18 protein-coding genes are annotated in these 22,698 nt (G+C 56.0%); 9 read left to right on the top strand and 9 right to left on the bottom strand.

Annotated features, from left to right (window positions below):
- Nucleotides 1-2: 2 nt before the first annotated feature.
- Nucleotides 3-1,973, bottom strand: a complete 1,971-nt coding sequence (locus AABZ39_21065; GenBank protein MEK6797280.1) for a FecR domain-containing protein — start codon at nucleotides 1,971-1,973, stop codon at nucleotides 3-5.
- Entirely contained in the window at nucleotides 1,966-3,786 is a 1,821-nt protein-coding gene (locus AABZ39_21060) for an adenylate/guanylate cyclase domain-containing protein (GenBank protein MEK6797279.1), read from the bottom strand. Before AABZ39_21060 ends, AABZ39_21065 begins: the two co-directional genes overlap by 8 nt.
- Nucleotides 3,787-4,003: 217 nt before the next feature.
- Here AABZ39_21060 and AABZ39_21055 point away from each other — a divergent pair, with 217 nt between their 5' ends.
- From AABZ39_21055 to AABZ39_21035, 5 genes are all read left to right on the top strand, one after another.
- Complete coding sequence (locus AABZ39_21055; protein ID MEK6797278.1) at nucleotides 4,004-5,410, top strand: ion transporter; 1,407 nt, start codon at nucleotides 4,004-4,006, stop codon at nucleotides 5,408-5,410.
- Nucleotides 5,411-5,560: 150 nt separating this feature from the next.
- Nucleotides 5,561-6,541: a Gfo/Idh/MocA family oxidoreductase gene (locus AABZ39_21050; protein MEK6797277.1), complete on the top strand. Its 981-nt coding sequence runs from the start codon at nucleotides 5,561-5,563 to the stop codon at nucleotides 6,539-6,541.
- A 27-nt stretch (nucleotides 6,542-6,568) separates the two neighbouring features.
- Nucleotides 6,569-7,384: a sugar phosphate isomerase/epimerase family protein gene (locus AABZ39_21045; GenBank protein MEK6797276.1), complete on the top strand. Its 816-nt coding sequence runs from the start codon at nucleotides 6,569-6,571 to the stop codon at nucleotides 7,382-7,384.
- Nucleotides 7,385-7,417: 33 nt separating this feature from the next.
- Nucleotides 7,418-8,176 carry a sugar phosphate isomerase/epimerase family protein gene (locus AABZ39_21040; protein ID MEK6797275.1) on the top strand — a complete coding sequence of 253 codons (759 nt, stop codon included), beginning with the start codon at nucleotides 7,418-7,420 and terminating at the stop codon, nucleotides 8,174-8,176.
- A 2-nt stretch (nucleotides 8,177-8,178) separates the two neighbouring features.
- Entirely contained in the window at nucleotides 8,179-9,180 is a 1,002-nt protein-coding gene (locus AABZ39_21035; protein MEK6797274.1) for a LacI family DNA-binding transcriptional regulator, read from the top strand.
- Between the two features lie 25 nt (nucleotides 9,181-9,205).
- Here the strand turns inward: AABZ39_21035 and AABZ39_21030 are convergent, their stop codons facing one another.
- A complete protein-coding gene (locus tag AABZ39_21030; protein ID MEK6797273.1) occupies nucleotides 9,206-9,556 on the bottom strand; it encodes a hypothetical protein in 351 nt (116 codons plus the stop codon).
- Between the two features lie 131 nt (nucleotides 9,557-9,687).
- Between AABZ39_21030 and tgt the strand changes: the two genes are divergently transcribed.
- A complete protein-coding gene (tgt, locus tag AABZ39_21025) occupies nucleotides 9,688-10,803 on the top strand; it encodes a tRNA guanosine(34) transglycosylase Tgt (GenBank protein ID MEK6797272.1) in 1,116 nt (371 codons plus the stop codon).
- Nucleotides 10,804-10,814: 11 nt separating this feature from the next.
- Here tgt and AABZ39_21020 read toward each other — a convergent pair whose 3' ends face one another.
- Nucleotides 10,815-12,305, bottom strand: coding sequence for a hypothetical protein (locus AABZ39_21020; protein MEK6797271.1), 1,491 nt, complete (start codon nucleotides 12,303-12,305; stop codon nucleotides 10,815-10,817).
- Nucleotides 12,306-12,491: 186 nt separating this feature from the next.
- Here AABZ39_21020 and AABZ39_21015 point away from each other — a divergent pair, with 186 nt between their 5' ends.
- Complete coding sequence (locus tag AABZ39_21015; protein ID MEK6797270.1) at nucleotides 12,492-13,529, top strand: hypothetical protein; 1,038 nt, start codon at nucleotides 12,492-12,494, stop codon at nucleotides 13,527-13,529.
- 62 nt (nucleotides 13,530-13,591) lie between these two features.
- Here AABZ39_21015 and AABZ39_21010 read toward each other — a convergent pair whose 3' ends face one another.
- Nucleotides 13,592-13,999, bottom strand: coding sequence for a single-stranded DNA-binding protein (locus tag AABZ39_21010; protein MEK6797269.1), 408 nt, complete (start codon nucleotides 13,997-13,999; stop codon nucleotides 13,592-13,594).
- Nucleotides 14,000-14,152: 153 nt separating this feature from the next.
- Here AABZ39_21010 and AABZ39_21005 point away from each other — a divergent pair, with 153 nt between their 5' ends.
- A complete protein-coding gene (locus AABZ39_21005) occupies nucleotides 14,153-16,270 on the top strand; it encodes a hypothetical protein (GenBank protein ID MEK6797268.1) in 2,118 nt (705 codons plus the stop codon).
- Nucleotides 16,271-16,285: 15 nt separating this feature from the next.
- On the opposite strand, the gene AABZ39_21000 is transcribed toward AABZ39_21005, so the two are convergent.
- The 4 genes from AABZ39_21000 to AABZ39_20985 all read right to left on the bottom strand — a co-directional run bounded on the left by AABZ39_21000 (nucleotide 16,286) and on the right by AABZ39_20985 (nucleotide 20,954).
- Nucleotides 16,286-17,440, bottom strand: coding sequence for an MFS transporter (locus tag AABZ39_21000; protein ID MEK6797267.1), 1,155 nt, complete (start codon nucleotides 17,438-17,440; stop codon nucleotides 16,286-16,288).
- Between the two features lie 10 nt (nucleotides 17,441-17,450).
- Nucleotides 17,451-18,365: a quinolinate synthase NadA gene (gene nadA, locus AABZ39_20995; protein MEK6797266.1), complete on the bottom strand. Its 915-nt coding sequence runs from the start codon at nucleotides 18,363-18,365 to the stop codon at nucleotides 17,451-17,453.
- 1 nt (nucleotide 18,366) lies between these two features.
- Nucleotides 18,367-18,771, bottom strand: a complete 405-nt coding sequence (locus AABZ39_20990) for a hypothetical protein (protein MEK6797265.1) — start codon at nucleotides 18,769-18,771, stop codon at nucleotides 18,367-18,369.
- A gap of 125 nt (nucleotides 18,772-18,896) precedes the next feature.
- Nucleotides 18,897-20,954 (bottom strand): sigma 54-interacting transcriptional regulator, encoded by a 2,058-nt coding sequence (locus tag AABZ39_20985; protein MEK6797264.1) that lies wholly within the window; start codon nucleotides 20,952-20,954, stop codon nucleotides 18,897-18,899.
- Between the two features lie 414 nt (nucleotides 20,955-21,368).
- Here AABZ39_20985 and AABZ39_20980 point away from each other — a divergent pair.
- A partial coding sequence (locus AABZ39_20980; protein ID MEK6797263.1) for a glutamine synthetase III occupies nucleotides 21,369-22,698 on the top strand: 1,330 nt, incomplete at its 3' end.

The following is a 22,698-nucleotide window of genomic DNA, read 5'->3' as shown; positions in this document are numbered from 1 at the left end:
GTCTATTTCTTCAGGTACTGAACACCCTGTATCTCGTCGCGCTTTATGATCTTCCTGCCGTCATCGGTATCGATATGCACTTCCGCCGCCGTCTGCTTGACGATCTTGCCGGAGATCACGGTATCATCGAGGAGCGTGATACGCTCGGTCACGATCACTTTCCTTCGCAGTTCGAGGGCGACGGCATTCGTCTCCCCTTTCGCGATGGTGACCGTTCTTTTCAGCGGGATGTAGCCGTCGAGCGAAGCGAAAACGGTATACGTCCCGGGCGCAATGACGCTTATGCCTGATGTCATCGCTCGCGGTTTACCGTTCACCATATATACGACCGTCGCCCCCGGCGGGCTCACCGAAAGGGATATCGCCGTCACCGGAGACGCCGTCCTCGCCGCATTCGTTCTCCGCATCGGTTCTTTGTTCTGAACAATATTCGTCTTCACCGGGACAACGATCGGTCTCGGTCTCACCGGCTTGTCCTTCACTGCCGCCATCGGACCGTTCGTCTGCGGCGTATTCGTTGCGATCATCGATATATTCGTAGATCCCGCGGCAGCCCCGGACATTGCTCCCGTCACGATAAGACGTCGTGTCGCAGAAGCGGCTATCTCGGCACTCCCGTCATTGGCCCGCATACGCCAGCGGTATTCCCCCGGCGCGATATGCTTGACGACCGATATGACGTTGAGCTCGGAAACGCCCTGAAAGACCGCATCGGTCCCCGATCCGTCACGGCTCACGACAAGGGTATACGAACGGGCGCCGTCAACCGGCGAACAGCTGAAGGCATTCGATGCACTCTCGCCATCCATCGATGCGCCGTCGGCGGGATAGACGAGCGTCACCCGCGGCGAAACGGCATTGGTAACGGTGAGCGCACGGGCAGCGCTCACTATTTCCGATGTCCTGTACCCGGTATCGATCACCGAACGCACCCGCCAGAAATACGGTCCAAGCGCCATGCTCCGCGCTATCTCCGATAATGCGGTAGGCGCGGACTTCGTTACCGTTCTGAATTCATTGTCGGCGGATATCTCCAAAGTCGATGATATCGCCGTGGGCATATGCCACGTGAAAGTGACAAGCGATGCGGCCTTCTGCCGTATCACCGCCCCATCCGCCGGTGCAATGAGCGTCGGCAGAGCGGCCTTCTCTATGATGACGCGGCGTACCTCGCTCGATACCGGACCCGATGTCACACGCCAGAAATATCTTCCGGCGGCGAGCGGCACGATCGATGCATTGCTCTCGTTCTTCCGCGTGAGGACAACATCATTGAATGCATGATCAGACGAAACGATGAGCGTTGCGCGCGCTCCGCCGCTCCATCGGAACGTCACGGGAACATCGATATCGGCCGCGACGAACACTTCGTCGAACGCCGGCGTAATAAGGGCTATCGCATCCGCCTTTTTCACCGCAGTGCCGCTCGCAACGACAGCCTCTTCGCGGGCGCCGACCATGATCTGGCCTTTCACCGCAGTGACGGTCGCCGAACCGGATGCCACCGATGCGGTCAAATTAGAGTTATCGGCCCGTATGACGGCATCACCGGTCGTCATTGCGACGGCACCGCCGGACGCGGAAACACGCATCTGCCCCGAGGCAGCCTCGGTACGTGCCGCACGCATCGCGCCCCGCTCAAGGCCTACGCGAACACCGCCGCGGGACGGGCGTTCTATCGTTATCATCGTCTGCTCATCGAGCGTGAGCTTCGTACCGTCGGTGAGCGTAAGGACGGCGGATGAATCATCATCGGTACGTACGGTGTCCTTATCATAGAGCGGACTTTCGCGCTTGACGGCATCCCATACCACATCATCGGATGGCCTGCGCTCGGCGCTCTTTCGCGTGTATGACACCGTACCTATCGCCTGGCCGCTCTGCGTACGCGAAAGATTCGCGTCAATATATAACGCCATCGACGCACCCGCACAGATCGCGAGCGATGCTCCGACGGCGATCGCATCACGCATCGAGGATCTCATACTTCTTTTCTTCCTCATCATCGCCCATAACACCGTCCTTCAATACGATGCCGAGCGTGCTTCTCAACTCCTCTATCGATCGGAACGCCTTCGCATCCCCGATGCGCCCGAGCACCGCATAGACCTGCTGCGGCTCGGTTTTTCCTTTCACCTTTATTTTTTTCATCGGCGCGAACGTATAACGGTCCTTCACCTCGCGGTAGGCCTCTTCCGATATCAGTATGTCCGCACCGAAAGGTTTCGTGAGCGATTCGATACGCGACGTGAGATTGACCGTATCACCGATGACGGTATACTCGAGCCTGTGCTCGCTCCCGATCTGACCGACGAGCACATCGCCGGAGTGTATGCCCGCCCCGATGCTGATGCGCGGCTTCGTGTCGGTACCGCGTCCGACATTGAATTCCTTGAGCGACTCGCGCATCGCGAGCACCGCGTCTATGGCGCTCGCCGTATCCTGCCCGGTGGACACCGGCGCGCCCCAGACAGCCATGATGGCATCGCCGATGAATTTATCGACAACGCCGCCGGTAGCCTCGATGCAGCGGACCATGCGGCCCATGTATTGATTGAGGAAATCGACCACTTCTTCCGGAGAAAGCTTCTCGGACATCGCGGTAAAGGATCGTATATCTGAAAAGAACACCGTCACACGCTTACGCTCGCCGCCGAGCTTTATCTCGCCCTTCGCGGCGCGCTCGGCTATGTCCTTGTTCACGAATTTCCCGAACGCCTCTTTTATGCGCTCTCGCTCTTCGAGCCCTTTTCCCATCTGTACGAACGATCGGGTAAGCACGCCGATCTCATCGCCCGATGCCGCGGTAATAGCCACATTGAAACGCCCTTCTTCGATATCCTTCGTCGCCTTCACCAGCCGTACGATGGGGCCGGTGAGCGTTTTCGCGAAGAAGTACACGACGAGTATCGCGAGCGTAAGGACTATTATCGAGATGAGAAGATTACGCCGCTGTATATTATACACTTCCGCGAACACCTTATCCTCGGCAGCCGTCGCGATGACGCCGACACCGCCGATGCCGATCTTCTTGAACGCACCGCGGTAGCGAATGCCGGAAAAGACATATCGTGTCTCGCTGTTGTCGGTGGGACTGGTGAGCATCATCGCAACGACAGGCAGGGTGCGATAATTGCCCTTGGCGAGGACAATCTCCCCTTTCGGATGTGCGATGACATCGCCCGCGCCGTTGACCATGAACGTCTCCGTTATCCCCGACTGCCGGAACGCATCGAGGAATATCGCCGCCTTACAGAGACTGATGGTGTATTCCCCAACCCCCGTCGGAACAGCGACGGCTACCGCCGGCACCCCAAGGATATCGGAGACATTATCGACGACCGTTTCCCCGTTGACCGCACGGACAAAGCGCTCGCCGTCAAGAAGCACTTCGCGGAATTTTTCGACCGGCATCGCCGCGGCAGGATTGGCAAGGAACACGCGCACATTGCCGCGCTCGCCGTCCCTGCGTACCAGCGCCGCTGCCGCGATCGAATCGCTCGTAAAGAATCGCTCGGCAAGCTTCTGCCTGTCGCCCCCGTCCTTGAGCACGGCTGCGGCAAAACGCATATCGGCGATGAGAGAGGTGATATCGCTCTTCACTTTCAGGGCGATAATACCCGCTAATTGATGATTGTTCTCCCGAAGTCGCGTTTCATTATCGCGCTTAAAGAACACGGTCGCGAGCACCGTCATGGTCGCCAGCGACAGGATGATTATCCCTGAAACAATGAGAATAAGTTTCGTGCCTATCTTCATGGACGGCTTTTCCGCGCGAGTGCTCATACGATTACTCCATTGCCAAGGGGTGAGATTGGATCGATTGTGCGGCCCACACGGATATTATATCCGGCATATCCCTGCCGTCAATCGACGGGTCAGCGTTTATACGATGCAAAGAAGAATTCCGCGGTCTACCGTACTCCCGTAATACCGAAAATTCTTGATATTCGACACTCCTTTGCCGATAATGGTAATGAAGACAATAGCAGGCAATGACTGAATGATCATCGATCTCTCCCCGATAATACGGCGCTGGGACCGCATCCAGCCCCTGTTCGTACTGTTGTCAATATGCCTCTTTGTTACCGAATTCACACCGGCCAGCGGACGTGCGATCGTTGTCCTCAGCGGCGTCATCGATATCCTCTTCCTCGCGGACTTCCTTGTGCGGCTGACATCGGGCGATCGTCGCGAATACTTCCTCTCGAAATACGGCATCGCCGATGCATTGGGTGCCGTCCCTGTTCTATCCGTTCTTGCCGTCATCCCCGAGCTTACCTTCCTCGCGCCTCTCACGTATCTGCGATTTCTGCGTATACTGCGAATACCAGGGATGTTTAGGAATATGATACCCTTGCTCGAGACGCGCCGTGCAGTATTGAAGAGCGGCATCGCCCTCGCTGCTTTATGCGCCCTTGCTGCCGGCTCCTTTGAATGGGGATTGAAAACGTATCTGACGATATCGAAGGAGCGGCAATGCGCCGCCGAATATGAGAAAGCGAACAAGAGCGTAGGTCTTCTCTCGCTCACGCTCCCCGATGTGGTCTACTACGTGAGCGAAGGCCGCATACATTTCCGCGACGGAACGCCGGAGATGAACGTAATGCATTATCGGCGCCTTATCGGCGACATGCTCTTCATGGAAATACCCTTCACTCGTACGCGTTCGCTCAACGCGGGCCTCCGCCTGCCGGACGAAGCGGTGCTCATCCGTGCCGACGGGACAGCACGGATATATCGCGGCACCATGATATCCCTGGTACTCTTGCTCATCGGCCTTGTTTCAGGTATTATGATAATGACAGCCCGGGCATATCGTGCAGCCCCGGCCGTTCCCCGGGAGGGAGCCATGACAATGCATCATCAACCGTTCTTTGCGGCAGCCGACAAGGGCGGTGCATCCTCAGCGGATGACGACGCCGGCATTCAGATAGAAGGACTTGACGATATACCCGCGCTCGAGGCGGATACAAAAACCGGCAATGAGAATGCCGATATCGATGCCCTCCTCAAGGGTGCCGACGACATAGAGGCAATGATGAAGGACATGAAAGCGGGTGATACGCCGGATGCAATGCCGGATATCGCCATAGCCGACGCGAACGATGCCCCGCCTCTGCTCGATAGCGTCCCCGAAGATGCCGTCCCGGCTATCGATGATGCCGCAATACCCGCCATGGCCGGCAACGCCCTCATCGATAGGGCGGGCGTTGCGCCGGAACGTTCAACGGACGGTCCGGCCGTGGATACCGCCACGATACGCCGCATGATCGATGAAGCCCTTGCCGATAAGATGATAGCCTCCGAACAGGAGCTTTCCCGTATCATGAAAGAAGTCGCCATAGAAGCGGTCAAGATCAGCACGAAATCGATAGTGGAATATATCAAGCGATCGCTGCCGCGATAGTCGTTCATATGAATACCTTCCGAGTCAGAGAACAGCGGGTTGCAGCCCGCTGTTCTCAATATCCCAGCGATAATGCCATTTGAATTTGACTTCCCGTCCGTTCATGATTACTATATGGCGTAACGTTACACCATGATTCGGGAGTATCCCATGAATATCGCGATAGTCGGCTACGGCGGGCTCGGTAAACTGCATGCGCGGAATCTTCCTTCCATACACGATGCACGCCTTGTCTCTGTCTGCGATATCGCCTATGTCCCGCAGGCGGACGACGCCTATGCGCATTTCGAAGGCGGTAAAGGCGGCGCACCGAAAGATTTCAACGTGTACGCGGACGCCCGCGATATGTACGCAAAAGAAAATATCGATATCGTCATCAATGCGCTCCCGTCCGATCTGCACGCGTCCTTCAACATCCAAGCCCTCGAACACGGCTGCCACGTATTCACGGAAAAGCCCTTCGCGTTGAACGTTGAAGATTGCGACGACGTTCTCCGCGCGGCGAAGAAAGCGGACAGAACGCTCATGGTGGGGCAATGCATGCGATTCTGGCCGGGTTGGCAGGAGATAAAGACCTATGCCGACGACAAGCGCTTCGGGGATCTGCGATACCTCTCGCTTCGCCGTATCGGCGGTTCACCGCGCGAGGGCTCGTGGTTCTTCGACCCGAAGCGCTCGGGCGGCGTGACCATGGACCTGCATATCCATGATGTCGACTTCGCGAATTTCATCTTCGGTTTCCCGACACGCATATCCGCAAGCGGCATCCGCGATGAGGCGAACATGCTCGATATTGTGACCGCATCGTACGAATATAAGGAAGCGCGCGTTCTTATCGAAAGCGGCTGGATGGGAAAACGTGATTTCGTCATGGAATTCCAGGCGGTGTTCGACAAGACGGTCATGAAGTATCAGGGCGGCAAGCTCATGCGGTACAGCGGGAACACATACGAGGATGTTCCTATAGCGGCAGGCGGGGGGCATCGAGCGGAACTGGAATACTTCTTCGAATGCGTGCGTTCCGGGAAAGCGCCGGAACTATGCATGCCGGGATCATCACGCGACTCCATCTCGCTCGCGCTCATGAGTGCGGAAAGCATAGCGGCTGGAAAAACGGTCACCGTGCAATAATACCATCAACAATACAGGAGAATCATCATGGACATCGGCGTCATCACCCGGCTTACGGAAGGAAAGAACACGTTCGAAGAAGTGAAGAAATTCGGTCTTGCCGTATGTCAATTCGTCAACTGGGATCCCTCGCTCTGGCGCGATGATATCGCAGCGCAGGTCGTGACCGACATGAAAAGCACCGGCATTCGCGTGAGCGGGCTTTGGGCGGGATATACCGGCGGCTGCAAGTGGAATTTCACTGAGGGGCCATCGACGCTCGGGCTCATCCCGAAGGAGCTGCGTGCTCAGCGAGTGAAGGAATTAAAGCTCGCGGCCGACTTCGCGAAAAAGATAGGCGTAAAAGCTATCATCACCCATGCGGGTTTCCTCCCGGAGAACATGAGCGATGCGGATTATCTTCCCGTGCTCGATGCGATAAAGGACATCGGCGCATACTGCAGGGATCTCGGCGTCGAATTCTGGTTCGAGACAGGACAGGAAACGCCGGTAACACTGCTTCGCTATATCGAAGAGAGCGGCCTTGACAATCTCGGCATCAATCTCGATCCGGCGAACCTCATCCTCTACGGCAAAGGAAATCCCATCGATGCGCTTGACGTATTCGGCAAATACGTTAAGAATATCCATGCAAAGGACGGACTGTATCCTGTCAACGGTCGAAATCTCGGCAAGGAAACGCCTATCGGCGAAGGGAAGGTACGTTTCCCGGAATTCATAAAGCGGCTCAGGGAGATAGGCTTCACCGGAGAGCTTATCATCGAACGGGAGATCAGCGGAAGCAAAAAAGATGATGACATCAAGAAGTCTATCGGCGATCTCAAACGCTGGGCGAACGCGTGAACCCGCGATCATCATACTGTAAGGACTTGCATCATGAAAAAGCAGAACAAGATATCCTGCCGCGTCGGCGTCTATGACAGCATCGAAACAGCGGCAAAGCATCTCCCGCTCGCGGGGATACACTTCGCGGAAATTCCGGCGCAGCCTGTCGATGCGCTGAAAAAGACCGATGCCGTCTGCCGGACGAACGGCGTTACACCGCTCACCATCGCGGGCGACCTCAACTGCGATGATGCCGCATCGATAGAAGCCGTGCTCACCGCCTGCGCTGCAGCGAAGGCGATCGGTGTTGCCCACTACTTCATCAGCGCGAAAGGCAATGACCGCGCTCTCGCGATATCGGTATTGAAACGTGTGGGCGAGCGCGCCGCGGAGAACGGCGTGACGATATGCCTCGAGACGCATCCCCCGTTCTGTCTGAACGCGGAGGAGATGCTCCGCACCATGCGCGAGGTATCGCATCCGAACGTGCGCATCAATTTCGACACAGCGAACATCTTCTACTACAATCAGAACATGGACAGCGCGGATGAGCTCAAGAAGATCATCGCGTCGGTAGCGAGCGTGCATCTCAAGGACACCGACGGCGGGTTCAAGTCAGGCAATTTCCCCGTTTTCGGGCGCGGTGTCGTACGCTTCCCTGAAATATTCGCCGCACTGCACACCAATGGATTTTCCGGCCCGCTCACTCTGGAAGTGGAAGGCGCGCTCGTCACCGGCCTTGATGTACCGTCGCGGCATGCGGTCGTGACCGGATGCATGGATTATCTCCGGAGCATCGGGGAAGCGTGAGCATGCGGAGATCGCCGTCAACGATACGTGACATTGCTCGGCTTGCCGGCGTCGGCACCACATCGGTGTCGAAATTCTTTTCCGGAAAAGGATATCTCGGCGCCGATACGCGCACACGCATAGAGGCCGCGGTAAAAAAGACCGATTACCGGATCAATAAAAGCGCGAGCCTCCTGAAAAGCCGTACCAGCCGCGAGATCGCAGTGATAATACCCGAACGCGAGGGATATAAAAGCTACGCGCGCGACCATTTCATGGGGCGAAAATTCGGCGCAGCGATGGAAGCATCGTTCAAGCTCGGCTATGATCTCCTGCTCGTGTATGCACCCACCGGGGCGGCAGCGTTCGACACGATAGTCCGTACACACTCGTTCGCCGGTGTCATCTTCATGGAAACACCGCCGGAACACTTCATCGAAACGCTCACACGCTTTCGCATACCGTACGTACTTTCGAATTTCACGAGCATACGAACGGGCGATCCGCCGCTCGTCAAGAACGGTGTCAACGGCGTCGTTTCAGATTTCAGGACTATGTTCGCCGACATCTTCACCTTCGCGGTACAGCGCGGTTACACGTGCCTTGGGTTTTCCGGCATGACATCACGTGCCATCGATGCGAAACGCATCATCAGCGATCTTTTTAAGAAGCATGGCATGAGTGACTGTTCGGCGCACCTGCCGACCGGCGGCGGGAAAACAGATATCAGCGGCATACTTTCTGCCGCAAAGCGCGCAAAAACGCTTGTCATTATAGAACACCGCTCGCTCGCCGTTCAGTTCTATCTTGATACCCGCGGTACAGGGGCAGGCATCGGACTTTTGGCGATGGATAATTTCCCGGAATTCGATATTTTTCAGCCGCAGATATCACATATCGAGCAGGATATCGATGGCATCGCAACTGGCTGCCTCTCCATGCTCACCGATATGATAAACGAGCATGTGCTTACGAAACCGGCCGTTACAGTACCGGTGCGGATCATCGAACGGGGAACAACCTGACGTGTCCCATCGTGTACCGGCAGGACTATTCGACCGTCAGTACGCCCGACATTGCACGGGCATTCCTGCTGTAATACGATATCGTCCCGGCGGTAGTGAATGTCATTGAGAACGTCGCCCCCGGGGCTATGTCCCCGCTGTCGAACATACCGTCCGGCTTCCCAATGGTACCGCTCGTAACTGTCTGGGCCCCGCCCTCGCTGTTCTTCCATTGCACCGTATCTCCGACCGCAATGGTCAATGTGCCCGGACTGTACTGCTTGTTGATGTCCACCGTATACGTGTTCGATGTGACCATCAGCGGATTGCTCGGTGCACAGCCTATCGTCAGCATCGCTATCGTAAGACCTATCGCTATGTATGCATGTGCAGGCATGAATCACCTCCACGAGTGCTTTCAATAACAATCTACGAATCCAGCCCGGAGAGTCAATGTGTTCTGCCATGGAAGAACATGCATCGATACGCTATTGAATTCCCCCGCCGCAAGTCTATAATGCCGGCACCATGTTCAACTTTTCACTATCATCGACCGACGGCGCCGCGCGCAGTGGAACGCTTTCGGTCAACGGCACAGAGATAGGCACACCGGTATTCATGCCTGTCGGCACGAACGGTACGATAAAAGCGGTGCCCCCATCGATGGTAGAGGACGAGGGCCCGCGCCTCATTTTGGCGAACACCTATCACCTTGTCCTCCGCCCGGGTACGGATATCGTGGCATCCGCGGGGGGCATCAAACGCTTTTCCGGATGGCAGCACGCGATGCTCACCGACTCCGGGGGATATCAGGTCTTCTCGCTCGCAAAGCTCAACAGGATAACCGATGACGGTGTTTCGTTCCGATCGCATCTCGATGGGACGCCGTATCTCTTTACCCCCGAAAAAGCGATGGAGTGGCAGCATGCCATCGGCGCCGATCTCATCATGGCCTTCGACGAGTGCATGCCGCATGATGCCGACCACGCTTACGCCGAAGCATCGACAGCGCGCACATCGCGATGGGCAAAGCAATGCATCGCCTATCACAACGCCAGGGAGAACTCATCGCGCCAGTATCTCGGCGGCATAGTACAGGGAGGGCTTGATCGCGATCTGCGGATACGAAGCGCCTCCGAGATAACCGCCATGGGCTTCCCGTTCCATGCCATCGGCGGGCTCTCCGTCGGTGAGGGACATGATACGATGGGCGAAGTGCTCTCCTGCACCGCGCCCCTGCTCCCCGCGGACAAGCCGCGATATCTCATGGGCGTCGGCGAGGTGCGCGATATACTCATGGCCGTGTCATACGGCATCGACATGTTCGACTGCGTCATGCCCACGCGTAATGCACGCAACGGGGAAGCGTTCACAAAGAACGGCGTCGTACGGATACGCAACGCGCGTCACGCCGGAGACAATGGACCGCTGGAAACAGGATGCGGCTGCTACACCTGCAGAAATTTCTCGCGCGCCTATCTCCGGCACCTGGACAATGCGAAGGAAATGCTTTTCCATACGCTCATGACCGTGCACAATCTCAGATTCATGCATGATCTCATGATCGCGATACGCGCGGCGATCGCCGGCGGGACGTTCAGCTCATTCGCAAAAGCGTTCAATGATTCGTTCTATCGGGAGTAACGGGCGATGCGTTATTGCACCAATCGCGTATCAAAATAATCGACCACCCACCAGTACTCGCCGAGCTTCTTCAGCGTGAAGAACCTGAGCGATGTCGGTTTGAACTCGTGTTTCACGCCATCGTCCGCATACCGTTCGGCGACCTTCGTCTGCACGTACGCCGTGTGTATGCCCTTCACATTAGTTATCATCGTCTGCAGGAGTTCGAATTTCCTGAGCTCATAGTATTCATTCGTACGGTTCTCTTTCTCAACGGCGGTCTTTATCGCCCAGAGCCTGTCGCCCTCGGGCTGCGCCGGGCCATGCATACGGGTATCGCCATGTGAACCCTGCGTACCGTGCGCTGCCGGTGCATGCCCTTTCACCGCCGGCTCATATCCTGCATCATAGGCGCGGCGTTCAAGATCGGCAAGGAAATGGAAGCGGATATCGCGGTCAAAACGGGAAGCGATATATTTCCGGTATTCGGCAAAGAACGCTTCTTTATCCTTCGGCAGCTTTTTCATGTAATCGACTTCCAGCGCAAGCGCAAGCACGCTCACCGGACTTTGATGATAGGCGTTGATCAGGTCGTTCACATACTCATCGCCGTGATCCTTCTTCATCTGGAGCAGCGAGGAATTATCGCCGTACTTCCTGAAGAACGAATTCGACAGGTTCGCGTTCGCATAGCGGCGCCCCGCCTCCAGATCGGTCCAGGAATCCTTCGCCGGTCCGAATTTCCACAGATAGTAATCATGATAGCGGCTTGAGACCATGACGAACGACGGAAGATGGATGTTTCGGAAATAGCCGCCCCAATCCCTGCGCTGCTGCGCGGTGAAAAGATCCTCTACGACCTCATACGGCGGTTTTTTCGTCGGCGCAAGCACTGGTATATCGTCCTTCTTGTCCGCAGCAACGGCGATCGATGCTTCGCCGGTCGCCGCTTCATCAACGAAAAGATACGCCATGACGGTCGAGATGCGATACGTATCGGGATCGTTCGGTGTCGGATTGAACATCCCTTCGAGACGATATCGGCCGACGCGCTCAAGCGCGAAGAAATTGGCGATATTGATCCTCATCGTGTATGTTTCGCCCGGGCGCATCGTTATCACCCTGTCGCCGCCGGCGATGCCGTTCAATCCTTCTTTATGCTGCCAAAGCGTGTACGGATGCGACGGCATTACCCTATTATTGCGCTCATCGAAAAGCGTGAAACGGAAATTCTCGAACGGATTGGGCGAATTGGTGAAGGTTATCGACTGCTCGCGGCATACGATGCGTATTTCCATCATTACGGGTTCGGCAAGCCGATAGCGGTTCCGGTCCGGGGCTATCTGCACGAAGTAGCGTGCCTTTTCCGCTGCGATATCGTCCGTAAGTTCCACCTCGCCGCGCAGATGCACCGTTGCCGGGACAGTGGACTTCACGGATGCCGGAGGACGATCGGTAGAGTATATCGACGGAGTTCCCCCGAAAAGTACCGATACGGATGCCAATAACAGTAATTGCTTCATTATCTTTCCCGAAACATTATGTTGCTTATATTTTCGGCGTATTCAGGGAAAAACATGAGATGCCCGGCTATGACAAATATGTCCACAAAGTGCTCTAATACGGGCATTTCCTTGACAAGGAGCGGAAAACGTACTATACTTAATGTAGAAATTATGGTATTGTGCGTGCCTCTGAGGAGCGCTTGTATGAGAATTATGTGTATGGCTTCGGCACTTTTCCTGGCCGTTTCCATATCCGCGTTCCCGTCTTTTTTCGATAACCTCACCGATCTGGATGCACGCGGAAAAGCCATGGCAGGCGCAGTGAGCGCCATGCCGCGCGACGGCAATATCATCGGGATAAATCCTGCCGGTATCCCGTTCATCAAGAACCCGGTCATTTCTCTCCTTGCAAATCCGCAGTACATAACTCCGGACGATCGGTCCGTGCTGAGCAGCGTAATGCTGAGCGGTCTTGTTTCGTTCAATCCATACGGCGGTATCGGACTTGCCGCGACATGGCAGCCGCTCTTCATGAACGGCACCCTTGTATTGAACGTGTTCCAGGCGACGCTCGGATACGGCATAAAGATACTGCCCAATTTTTCTTTCGGTGTCGGCGGGCGTTTCTCGATGTGGACGCTCAATGCGAGCGAGCTCGGGGCAGGCTATCAGGGCTTAAGCCCCAACGCGAATGCCGGCGTGTTCTTCACCGTCAGCGAGCATTGGAGCATGGCATTATCCGCGAACAATATCCTCGGACCGTTCTTCAGCTCCAGTTCAGGGAAGGACACCTCCGATGCCGGCAAGGATTTCGGGATGACATCCCTGCGCTACGGCCTCGGTTTTCGCAATCAGAACACCGGCTTCGTCGATCTCGATGTCGTCTACTCGCTCAACGACTGGGCGCATTTCGATCTCGGATCGTTGGCGATCCTCCTCGGCGGCGAGATATATCCGGTAAAATATCTCGCACTTCGTGTGGGTTTCCAGTTCAGCGATCTTATTCAGATACAATATATACTTCAGAACATCAATATCTCCGGCGGCGTCGGCTTGCGTTTAGGAGATATCATCCTCGATGTTTCGTATGCGAATTCCCCGACTGGGCTGACGACAATGGGAAGCTTCGCCCTGTCCGTGAGCTATGTCTTCCCTATGCAGCTGAAGGGTGAGTCCGACGATATAACCGGTCCGACGACGGGCACCACCGAAGTCATTCCCTCCGGCGAAACGAACCAGTAATCCAACGATACGCCAATAAATAAGAAAAGGCAGGTTGCCCTGCCATTTCTGTACGGTCATGCCTAGAACGCGTGCGCCATCTGTCCGGAAAGCGAGGCCTCCTTGACCACCTTCCCTGTCGCCGGGGCATCACCCTTCGCGCGTGCGCCGATGAACTTCACGTTCGCGGCGATGATACCGACAGCCTCGCGCTTTTCACCGTTCTTTGTCTGATAGTTGTCCTGCTTAAGGTTACCGGACACGAGAACGGGGTTCCCCTTCTTGAGGGATGCGCCGCAGCGCTCCGCGAGCGGGCCCCACGTGGTCACATTGAAGAAGCTCACCTCGTCGACGAGGTTCTTCCCCTGGAAGTAGTAGCGGTTGTTCGCGACCGAGAATTTGCAGAGCGACTTCCCGCTTTTCGTCTTAAGAAGCTCCGGGTCCCGCGTGAGCCTCCCTTCGACGACGATGAGATTGATGTTGCTGGCCATTGGCCACCTCCTGAATATATTATACCTGTATTGAACACCAAAAACATCAAAAATAAGCCTCAGCGGACGAAAAAAAATCGGTCAAGGGAAGCGCCCTTTCTTCCGTAAATTCAATTATATTCTATACGGCAGCTCCCCTGCCAAGGAATGCGCATGGCGCCTGAAGCAAAACAGCGGGTACGCGAGAATATCACGAAATTGGCGGATATCTTCGGTTCCGCGGACGTGGTCTCGAAGCTCCTTGTCAAACAATACGATGAGACACAAAGGCAGCTTGCCGCCCTGAACGAAGAGAACCAGAAGCGCATTGACGACCTCAAGCGGCTTGAGGCGGAGCACAAGAAACTGTCCGATGAAAAGGAACGCGTAGAAAAAGAGAAATCCGAGCATCAATCGCGTGCGGACGATCTCTCCCGTGAAATGGAAACGCTTCGCGCGCGCATGGACGGGATACCGACGGATGCGACCGGCGAAGCGAAAGATATCGCCGATCAGATGAAAGCGCTTGCCGCCGAGAAAGCGAAGCTTGAGGCGCAGGTACAGGCGTTCGACCGCACGCTCGAAGAAGAACGGGAGAAGATCGCGGCGGAGAACGAGGAAATACGCACTAAGATAAAGGAAATATCGGAAGAGAACGTTTCCCTCACCGCGTCCATCGAGAAAGAAAAAGCGAAATTCGAAACGGCGCTGAAAGAGCTTGCGGCAGCGCAGGAAGAAAAAGCCGCGGAAGAGACCAAAGCGAAGCAGTATTCTGAACGCATCGAAGCGCTTGAGGCGGAAATTGCATCGATAGAAAAATCACCGTCGGGAGCGGATCGCGACAAGGAACTGAAAAAACTGAACGGGCTGGTCAAAGAACTGCGGGGAGAAAAGGAATCCCTCGAGGAGCGATTGACCTCTATCGACAGGGAAAAAGAAGAAGAGCGGACAAAAATACGCAGCGAATATGAAGCGGAACTTCACAAGCTCTCTGATATCGTCGATGAGCTCGAATTGCAGAAGCAGAACATGCTCGCCAAGATCGGCTCTCTTGAGGATCAGCTCAAGGAAAAGCATATTTCCCAGGAAGAATACGCCCCGCGCAGGGAGCATCTCAACAAAAAGATCGCGGAAGCGAAGGAAGAGCAGGGACGCTATCGAGAGCGCATGGATGAGATCAAGGGCACGCTTGCTGAGGGTGAAGAAGCGCTCTCGCGTTCGCGCGAGGTGGAAGAGCTCAAACGCATGCTCGCCGATGTCGAGCGGAGCAATAAGCGGCTTACCGACGAGGCAAAGGAATTACGCACGGAGAACGAGGAGCTTATGAGCTCGGCCGTGCTTGCGCGGCACGATGCCTCGTCACCGGGCATCGCCCCCGGCACTGCCGCAGCCGGCTTGTCCGATTCGAAGAGTGAAGCACGCGACATGAAGCTCATGGGCGCCCTCGAAAAAATGTCCCATGCCGTCGATTCCATGGGGGGGCATCATGATACCGATCTCGTGCGTCTCCTTGAAAAGATAACAGTATCCGGTGCAGCATCCGGGAATGTAAAAGAAAAAGTATTCACGCTTATCGAGAAAATAGAGAACAGCCGCGTTGAGATAAATCCGATGGGCGCAAGCGGCATCATGCTTCCCGGACAGATGCAGGCGACCGCTGCTACTCCTACCGCATTCATGACCCCGGGCATCAGCGGCGGCGGCGCCGGGATGGGTGGTGCTGGTGGAATGGGCGGCGGTGCAGGAAGTGCTGGACCGATGACAATGCCAGCCCCGCCCCCGATGCCTGGAACCGGTGGGGCCGGCGGTGCTGGTAGTGGCGGCGGTACCGGTAGTGGCGGTGGCGCCGGCAGCCCAGGTGGCGGAAGTGCTGGCGGAGCGGGAGCCGGAGCGGCCCCGGGACAGGAAGCAATGCAGGCCCCGGGAATGCCTGCCGGCAGCCCGGGCGGCGGCGCCGGGGGAGATCGCGGCGGTGCGCGCAAGGACGGTGAACTGCCGCAGACCATCATGCGCCTCAAACTCGACACGCGCGATGATGATTATGATGAAAAACTCGTGGTCACCTATGCCTTCGACACCATGCCGGAGAATCTTTCATACTCGAAATACAAACCGATACTGCGCAATGCGGTACGGCTGACCTTGCTCGGCAATCTCCAGGAAGGACTCGATATGTTCAAAATGGTCCGCGAGCAGAACCTGCCGAAGGAATTCAAGGATATGATAGATAAGAACATACAGGACATCACGTACTTTCTCCGCGGCATGTACCGCGCGCAGCTCGAGCAGTAACGCGTCCCTGCGATATCAGTATCGCACAAAGCCGCTCTTCCTGAGAAGCGCGATCCCGACCGGTACGAACATGAGCACTATACCCGATGATATGAGCGGCACCGCATGCCCGTATCGCGCCCCGACGACACCGAATATCGCCGAGCCTGCCATGGCACCGGAGCTCTGCCAGAGCGTTATGAACGCGCTCGCACCGCCTACGCGATCGATGCGGAACAGTTTTGCCGCGCCGTAAAAGAACGAGAACGATATGAAGCCGTCGCCGATCTCATGGACCATGCGCAGTGCGAACGATGCGGGCAGGTTCGGCACGCACATGAGAACATGGAACACGCCGGAAAGGAAAAAGCCTATCATGAGGAGCGTCATCATCGAGCGGACGATCTTCCGGGCGATGAGCTGCATGCCGATGAACGCTCCGATGCCGACGAATATCATCCCGATGCCGGTATAGAGGCCTATGCCGACGGGTGACAGCAGAAGCGTCTGCTTCAGGAACGGTCCGTAGGACACTATCTCCGCACCCCAGTGAAAGCTCGAGAGGAAGAATATCACACAAAGCGAGAGCACCTTCGGCGTGAACACCTCCCGCTGATATTCCGCGAGGCGTATCGATACCGTCTCCGTACGCGGCAGGAACAGGGCGAGAACCGCGAAGACGAGATAGCTTATCACTTTTACCGTGAAAAGGAGCTGAAAATCCGCGATCGCCAGCAGCACGCCACCCGCGACGATACCGATACCCATGGCGAAAGAATTGAACGTGCTGAACACTCCCGCATCGCGGTGATCATGCGTGCGTATCTTGAAGAACATCGCATTGACGGCTATCTGATAGAACCGCGAACCGAAGCTCCCGATGAACGCAATGATGCAGAACGCCGTGAACGAGCGCGTAACGAGAAACCCCGCGTAGCTCGCCGCGATAAGCAGGAAGCTCGCCGCGAGTATGAAGCGCACGCTGATACGGTCGGCGCCGATGCCCATGGGGAGCGAGAACACGATGGCGGCGATGCCGGAAATGCTGAAATAGAGACCTATCTGAAATCCGCTGAAATGGAGGGACTCGAAATAGATCGGCATGAAAAATCCGACAAGACGGAGAAACATCGCCTGTACGGATATGAGAAGCACAAAGTAGATGAAACCCGGCGGGAATCGCGTGTTCATGCGATCACCGTCAGGAATAGGAGAGCATGGCATCGAGCGCATGGAACGCCTTCACGCGTATGTCCTCAGGCACGGTGATGCGATGTGTTCCGCGCTCAAGCGACGACAGCACGTCGGCAAGCGATGTCATCTTCATGTTCGGGCAGACGATGCGCTCGTCAGGGAAATAGAACCTCTTGCCGGGATACTTCGTCTCGAGCGGGAAGCGTATGCCGGTCTCGGTCAATATGATGAACTCATCGGCATCGCTCTCCCCCGCGAACCGTATCATCTGCGATGTCGACAGCACTTCGTCGGCGTAGCTGCGTATCAACGGGTTCACCTCGGGATGGCACAGTATCTTCGTTTTCGGATGCTCCCGCTTCAGGCGCGTTACATCGCTTTCCTTGAACCGCTGATGCGTGGGGCAATACCCGGGATAGAGGTGTATCGTCTTCTCGCCGCCGAGCTTTTCCTGCACCCACCCGCCGAGGAATTTGTCCGGCGTGAATATCACTTCGCGGGACGCCACGCCCTTTACTACGGCAAGAGCATTCGCTGAAGTACAGCAGACATCCGAAAGCGCTTTCACCCGTGCCGATGAATTGACATAGGTGACGACCGGTGCGGAGGGATGCTCTGCCTTGAAATCCATGAGCGACTTTTCATCGATCATATTTGCCATCGGACAGCCGGCCTCGAGGTTGGGGAGGAGTATCGTCTTCTCCGGAGCGAGTATGGCGGCACTTTCCGCCATGAAATGAACGCCGCAGAGTATTATCGTTCTCTCTTTGCCGTCACGCGACCGGCGCGCCAACTCCAGCGAATCGGCGACGACCAAGGCTATCTCCTGTATCTCACGCGGCTGATAGGTATGCGCGAATATCGCTGCACGACGATCGTGCGCCAATGCCATGATCCTCTGCTGCAGTTCAGTGAGGGGCATATCAGCGCGGCTTTTTTACGGTCTTCTTTTTTACCACGACACGAGGGGCCTTCTTTTTCACGGCCTTCACTGCCTTCGCCGCTTTCACCGGCTTCATCGCTTTTCCCGGCTTCGCTTTGACTGAAAGCAGCACCCAGCGGTCATCCTCGGTACGCCTGACTTTCGGCAATAATATGCCGTAGAGATATCGGTTCACGGTCTTTTTTCCGACACGTATCCCCAGCCGATCGGTTATGTTGCCGGCTATCTGACGGGTATAGAGCGGCCCGCCCTCTTTTTCAAGCTCTTCCAGTATGGCCCGGCAGGCGTTCTCATCCCAGACTACGGCCTTTTTTGCCTTCGGCACGGGCTTCGTGATGCTCTTCTTATCGTCGACGTTCATTGCCGTCTTCTTCCTGACCGCCATTACGCTCTCCTATCGGCCACAGTGGGCTCATATTCTCGCGGGCCGCTCATAGACTGGGTTGCAGTATAGCACAAAATTATATAATCACAACGAATCAGTCAAGTCAAAATCCAGTCATGGAGTGATCATGATCTCCCGGACAGCGAACGCAGTTTCTCACGGAGCGTATTGCGGTGCAGCCCGAGAAGTTTTGCCGCCTCGGTCTGCTTATTGTCCGAAGCGACGAGCGCATGCGTGAGGACGATGCGATCGAGCATATCGGTCACTCCCTGATACACGGTGCCCGGCGGGAGTGCGGCGACCGCAGCGAGCACGGCCTTCTCAAGGTCATCGGCATCCGCCGAGTCCGCATGCGGCGCAAGCGATTTCGGGACCGCGGAAATATCGATCGAATCGGAATGCGAAAGGATGACCGCACGCTCGATGACGTTCTCAAGCTCGCGCACATTCCCCGGCCAGCGGTACGAAAGGAACGCCTCACGGCATTCAGGGGTAAGACCGCGTATCTCTTTGCCGTATTTGGCGTTGAATTTCTCGATAAAATGCTCGACGAAAAGCGGAATATCGTCCGTACGCTCCGAAAGCGAGGGAATGGGGATATGGATGACATGGAGGCGATAGTAGAGATCGTCGCGAAATTTCTTCTCATCGACATAGGCCTTGAGGTCGCGGTTCGTCGCGGCGATGATGCGCACATCGACGCTCCTGCTCTCCTCCCCGCCGACAGGCTCGATGACGCGCTCCTGGAGTACGCGCAGTATCTTCGACTGCAGCGGCAGCGGCAATTCGCCTATCTCATCGAGGAATATCGTCCCCTCATGCGCGAGCAGGAATTTCCCCTTCTTGTCCGCCACCGCGCCGGTAAACGCACCCTTCTTATACCCGAAGAGCTCCGATTCAAGGAGATTCTCCGGTATTGCAGCGCAGTTAATGCCGATGAACGGCTTCTCCGCGCGTCGGCTCTTTTCATGGACGAATCGCGCGAGCACTTCCTTCCCGGTACCGGTCTCGCCGGTGATGAGGACGGTGGCATCGGTATCCGCGACAATAGTGGCCGTGTTGAGTATGCCGACAATGGCCTTGCTCTTCCCGATGAACACGGACTCGCCGCGCCCCATGAGCTTCTCGCGGAGATCCGTGTTCTGCTTGAGGAGCTTTTCCTTTTCCCGCTGCGCGCTGATATGCCGGTACAATCGGTTCGCGATGAGGCTCGCTATGATGGTAAGGAGCCGGAGCGTCGAGCGATGATCGGTGTCCGAGCGGTATTCCTTCTCTATGCCGAGCACGCCGATGGTCTTGTCCATGGACCCGACGGGGCTGTCGTACTTGAGCGGCACGGCGAAGAACGAGCACGTCTCGCTTTTCCCGCGGCGTATCTTCATCTTGTTGAGGAAATCCGTGCTCTCGCTCACGTCCCGAATGGCGATGCTCTTCCCCGTATGGAATACCTTGCCGACCGTCCCCTCGCCCACATCGTAGACGCCGCGTTCGATGGCCTCATCGCTCAGGTGATATCCGGTACGCACGCGCAGCTTCTCGCCGTCATCGAGCACGCTTATCATGCCGCGCTTGATGCGCATGTGCCCGGACATGGCGGTCATTATCTTCTGGAACATCGAGTTGAAATCTATTTCCTCTTCAAGAATGCCGCCGATGGCGATGAGCAGTTCCTGATCGTCGATGCGGTGCTTCAGGTCCTCGATAAGGTTCGCCTTGATAAGCGTCTGCGCGGCGAAGCTCGCTATGGTCTCAAGCAGACCGAGGTCCTCTTTCGTATACGCATTGAGGCGATCGCTGTCCACGCTCATGACACCGATAATGCTGTTCTTGTCCTTGATCGGCACGGCAAGCTCGGATTTGAGGTCATCGCGGATACGCACATAATACGGTACCGACCGCACGTCATTGACGAGAAGCGATTCGCCCTTTCTGGCGACAAAGCCCGTCACCCCCTCGCCTACTTTGAGCTTCGTGCTGGCGACAGCGGCGGTCTTAAGACCCCTCGATGCCTTGATATCGAGCACGCCTGCTTCATGATCGATGAGCATGATGCTGCCGGTAAGCGAATCGGTTATCTTTATGATGCGATCGACGAGATTATCAAGTATCTCCTGCGTCGTCTTGGCGCTGTTTATCGTTGAAAGTATCTCTTCAACGAGCTTTACTGTATCGCTTTCTTTCATGTGTGTCGTCTTCAACGGGATGCCTCCAAGGTATACGAGCATGATAAAATGTCAATGCCCTCAATGCAAGCACACGAGCACCATATCGATGCTCCGCGGAATTCATTGCCATCTCTCTGTGCAATATGCACAATATTTGTGCTGCTATTTTGATTATGCCCTCTATCAGTGCATAATATAGTTGAACCTTGCAACCCCGGGGATGAGGGTATCCTGTCCGGTTCCCTGCTCACCGATACGCCGCAGCATGGCAAACCGGCCATATTTCCCATGTTTTCCAATGGTATTCCCATAGATGCTGTCCCTCACTCCTCGTGTGACTGATGCCTCGGCAACCGACGAACAATGGCATGAAAATTGCCGATACTATGGTAGTATGAACAAATATCATGCCACTTTATTTTAGGAGGACATATGTGCTGCTGTACTGAATCTGATGGCTGCGTGGACGTTCCGTCGATATTCGGTTCCAACGTCTTCAGCGACAAGGTAATGAAGGAGCGCTTACCGAAGGAAACGTATAAGGCGCTCAGGGAAACCATACGCACCGGCTCTCCGCTGAAAGCCGAGGTCGCCAATGTCGTTGCCAATGCAATGAAGGACTGGGCCATAGAGAAGGGCGCCACCCATTACACGCATTGGTTCCAGCCGCTCACGAACATCACCGCTGAAAAACACGATGCGTTCATCTCGCCTACCGACGACGGCGAAGTTATCATGGAATTTTCCGGCAAACAGCTCATACAGGGCGAGCCGGATGCCTCGTCGTTCCCGAGCGGGGGACTGCGTGCCACATTCGAAGCGCGCGGCTACACCGCGTGGGACTGCACCTCGCCGGCATTCCTCAAGACCGACGCTGCGGGGAATGTTACGCTCACCATACCTACGGTATTCTGCTCATATCACGGCGAAGCCCTGGACAAGAAAACACCGCTCCTGCGCTCCATGAAGGCGGTTTCCGACCAGGCGATGCGCGTACTGCGTGCGCTCGGCAATAAGACATCGCACTCCGTCATGGCTACCGTCGGACCCGAACAGGAATATTTCCTTATCGATAAGGAATTCTATGAGCGGCGCATGGACCTCATCATGTGCGGGAGGACATTGTTCGGCGCCCCCTCACCGAAAGGGCAGGAGCTGGAAGATCAGTATTTCGGCTCGATAAAGGACAGGGTATCGGCGTTCATGAAGGACATCGACACCGAGCTCTGGAAAATGGGCGTATCCGCGAAGACAAAGCACAATGAGGTCGCCCCTGCACAGTTCGAGATCGCGCCGATATTCTCAACGACGAACATCGCGACCGACCACAATCAGCTTGTGATGGAAACGCTGCAGAAGATAGCGCTCCGCCACGACCTCGTCTGCCTCGTCCATGAGAAGCCGTATGCCGGCATCAACGGTTCGGGCAAGCACAACAACTGGTCGCTTTCCACCGACGACGGGATAAACATGCTCGAACCGGGCGCGACACCGCATGAGAATACGGTATTCATCGCGTTCTGCTCGGCCGTCATCAATGCCATCGATACGCATGCGGACATTCTCCGTGCGACGACAGCGACATCCGGGAACGACCATCGCCTCGGTGCGAACGAAGCCCCGCCGGCGATAATCTCGATCTTCCTCGGGGACATACTCGAGACGATATTGAAGAAGATCGCTGCCGGCGAGAAGATAAGCGCAGGCGGCAAGGACTTCGTGAAGATAGGCATCTACACCCTGCCGACACTCCCCAAGGACA

This window comes from Spirochaetota bacterium (assembly GCA_038043445.1).
Lineage (GTDB): Bacteria > Spirochaetota > Brachyspiria > Brachyspirales > JACRPF01 > JBBTBY01.
Note: the sequence above shows the minus strand (reverse complement) of the source record. Positions and strands in the feature narration are given on the sequence as shown.

Coding starts and splice junctions, on each gene's coding strand:
- AABZ39_21065 (MEK6797280.1), bottom strand. CDS start 1,973: ATGCGTGATGCGATCGCCGTCGGAGCATCGCTCGCGATCTGTGCGGGT.
- AABZ39_21060 (MEK6797279.1), bottom strand. CDS start 3,786: ATGAGCACTCGCGCGGAAAAGCCGTCCATGAAGATAGGCACGAAACTT.
- AABZ39_21055 (MEK6797278.1), top strand. CDS start 4,004: ATGATCATCGATCTCTCCCCGATAATACGGCGCTGGGACCGCATCCAG.
- AABZ39_21050 (MEK6797277.1), top strand. CDS start 5,561: ATGAATATCGCGATAGTCGGCTACGGCGGGCTCGGTAAACTGCATGCG.
- AABZ39_21045 (MEK6797276.1), top strand. CDS start 6,569: ATGGACATCGGCGTCATCACCCGGCTTACGGAAGGAAAGAACACGTTC.
- AABZ39_21040 (MEK6797275.1), top strand. CDS start 7,418: ATGAAAAAGCAGAACAAGATATCCTGCCGCGTCGGCGTCTATGACAGC.
- AABZ39_21035 (MEK6797274.1), top strand. CDS start 8,179: ATGCGGAGATCGCCGTCAACGATACGTGACATTGCTCGGCTTGCCGGC.
- AABZ39_21030 (MEK6797273.1), bottom strand. CDS start 9,556: ATGCCTGCACATGCATACATAGCGATAGGTCTTACGATAGCGATGCTG.
- tgt (MEK6797272.1), top strand. CDS start 9,688: ATGTTCAACTTTTCACTATCATCGACCGACGGCGCCGCGCGCAGTGGA.
- AABZ39_21020 (MEK6797271.1), bottom strand. CDS start 12,305: ATGAAGCAATTACTGTTATTGGCATCCGTATCGGTACTTTTCGGGGGA.
- AABZ39_21015 (MEK6797270.1), top strand. CDS start 12,492: ATGAGAATTATGTGTATGGCTTCGGCACTTTTCCTGGCCGTTTCCATA.
- AABZ39_21010 (MEK6797269.1), bottom strand. CDS start 13,999: ATGGCCAGCAACATCAATCTCATCGTCGTCGAAGGGAGGCTCACGCGG.
- AABZ39_21005 (MEK6797268.1), top strand. CDS start 14,153: ATGGCGCCTGAAGCAAAACAGCGGGTACGCGAGAATATCACGAAATTG.
- AABZ39_21000 (MEK6797267.1), bottom strand. CDS start 17,440: ATGAACACGCGATTCCCGCCGGGTTTCATCTACTTTGTGCTTCTCATA.
- nadA (MEK6797266.1), bottom strand. CDS start 18,365: ATGCCCCTCACTGAACTGCAGCAGAGGATCATGGCATTGGCGCACGAT.
- AABZ39_20990 (MEK6797265.1), bottom strand. CDS start 18,771: ATGGCGGTCAGGAAGAAGACGGCAATGAACGTCGACGATAAGAAGAGC.
- AABZ39_20985 (MEK6797264.1), bottom strand. CDS start 20,954: ATGAAAGAAAGCGATACAGTAAAGCTCGTTGAAGAGATACTTTCAACG.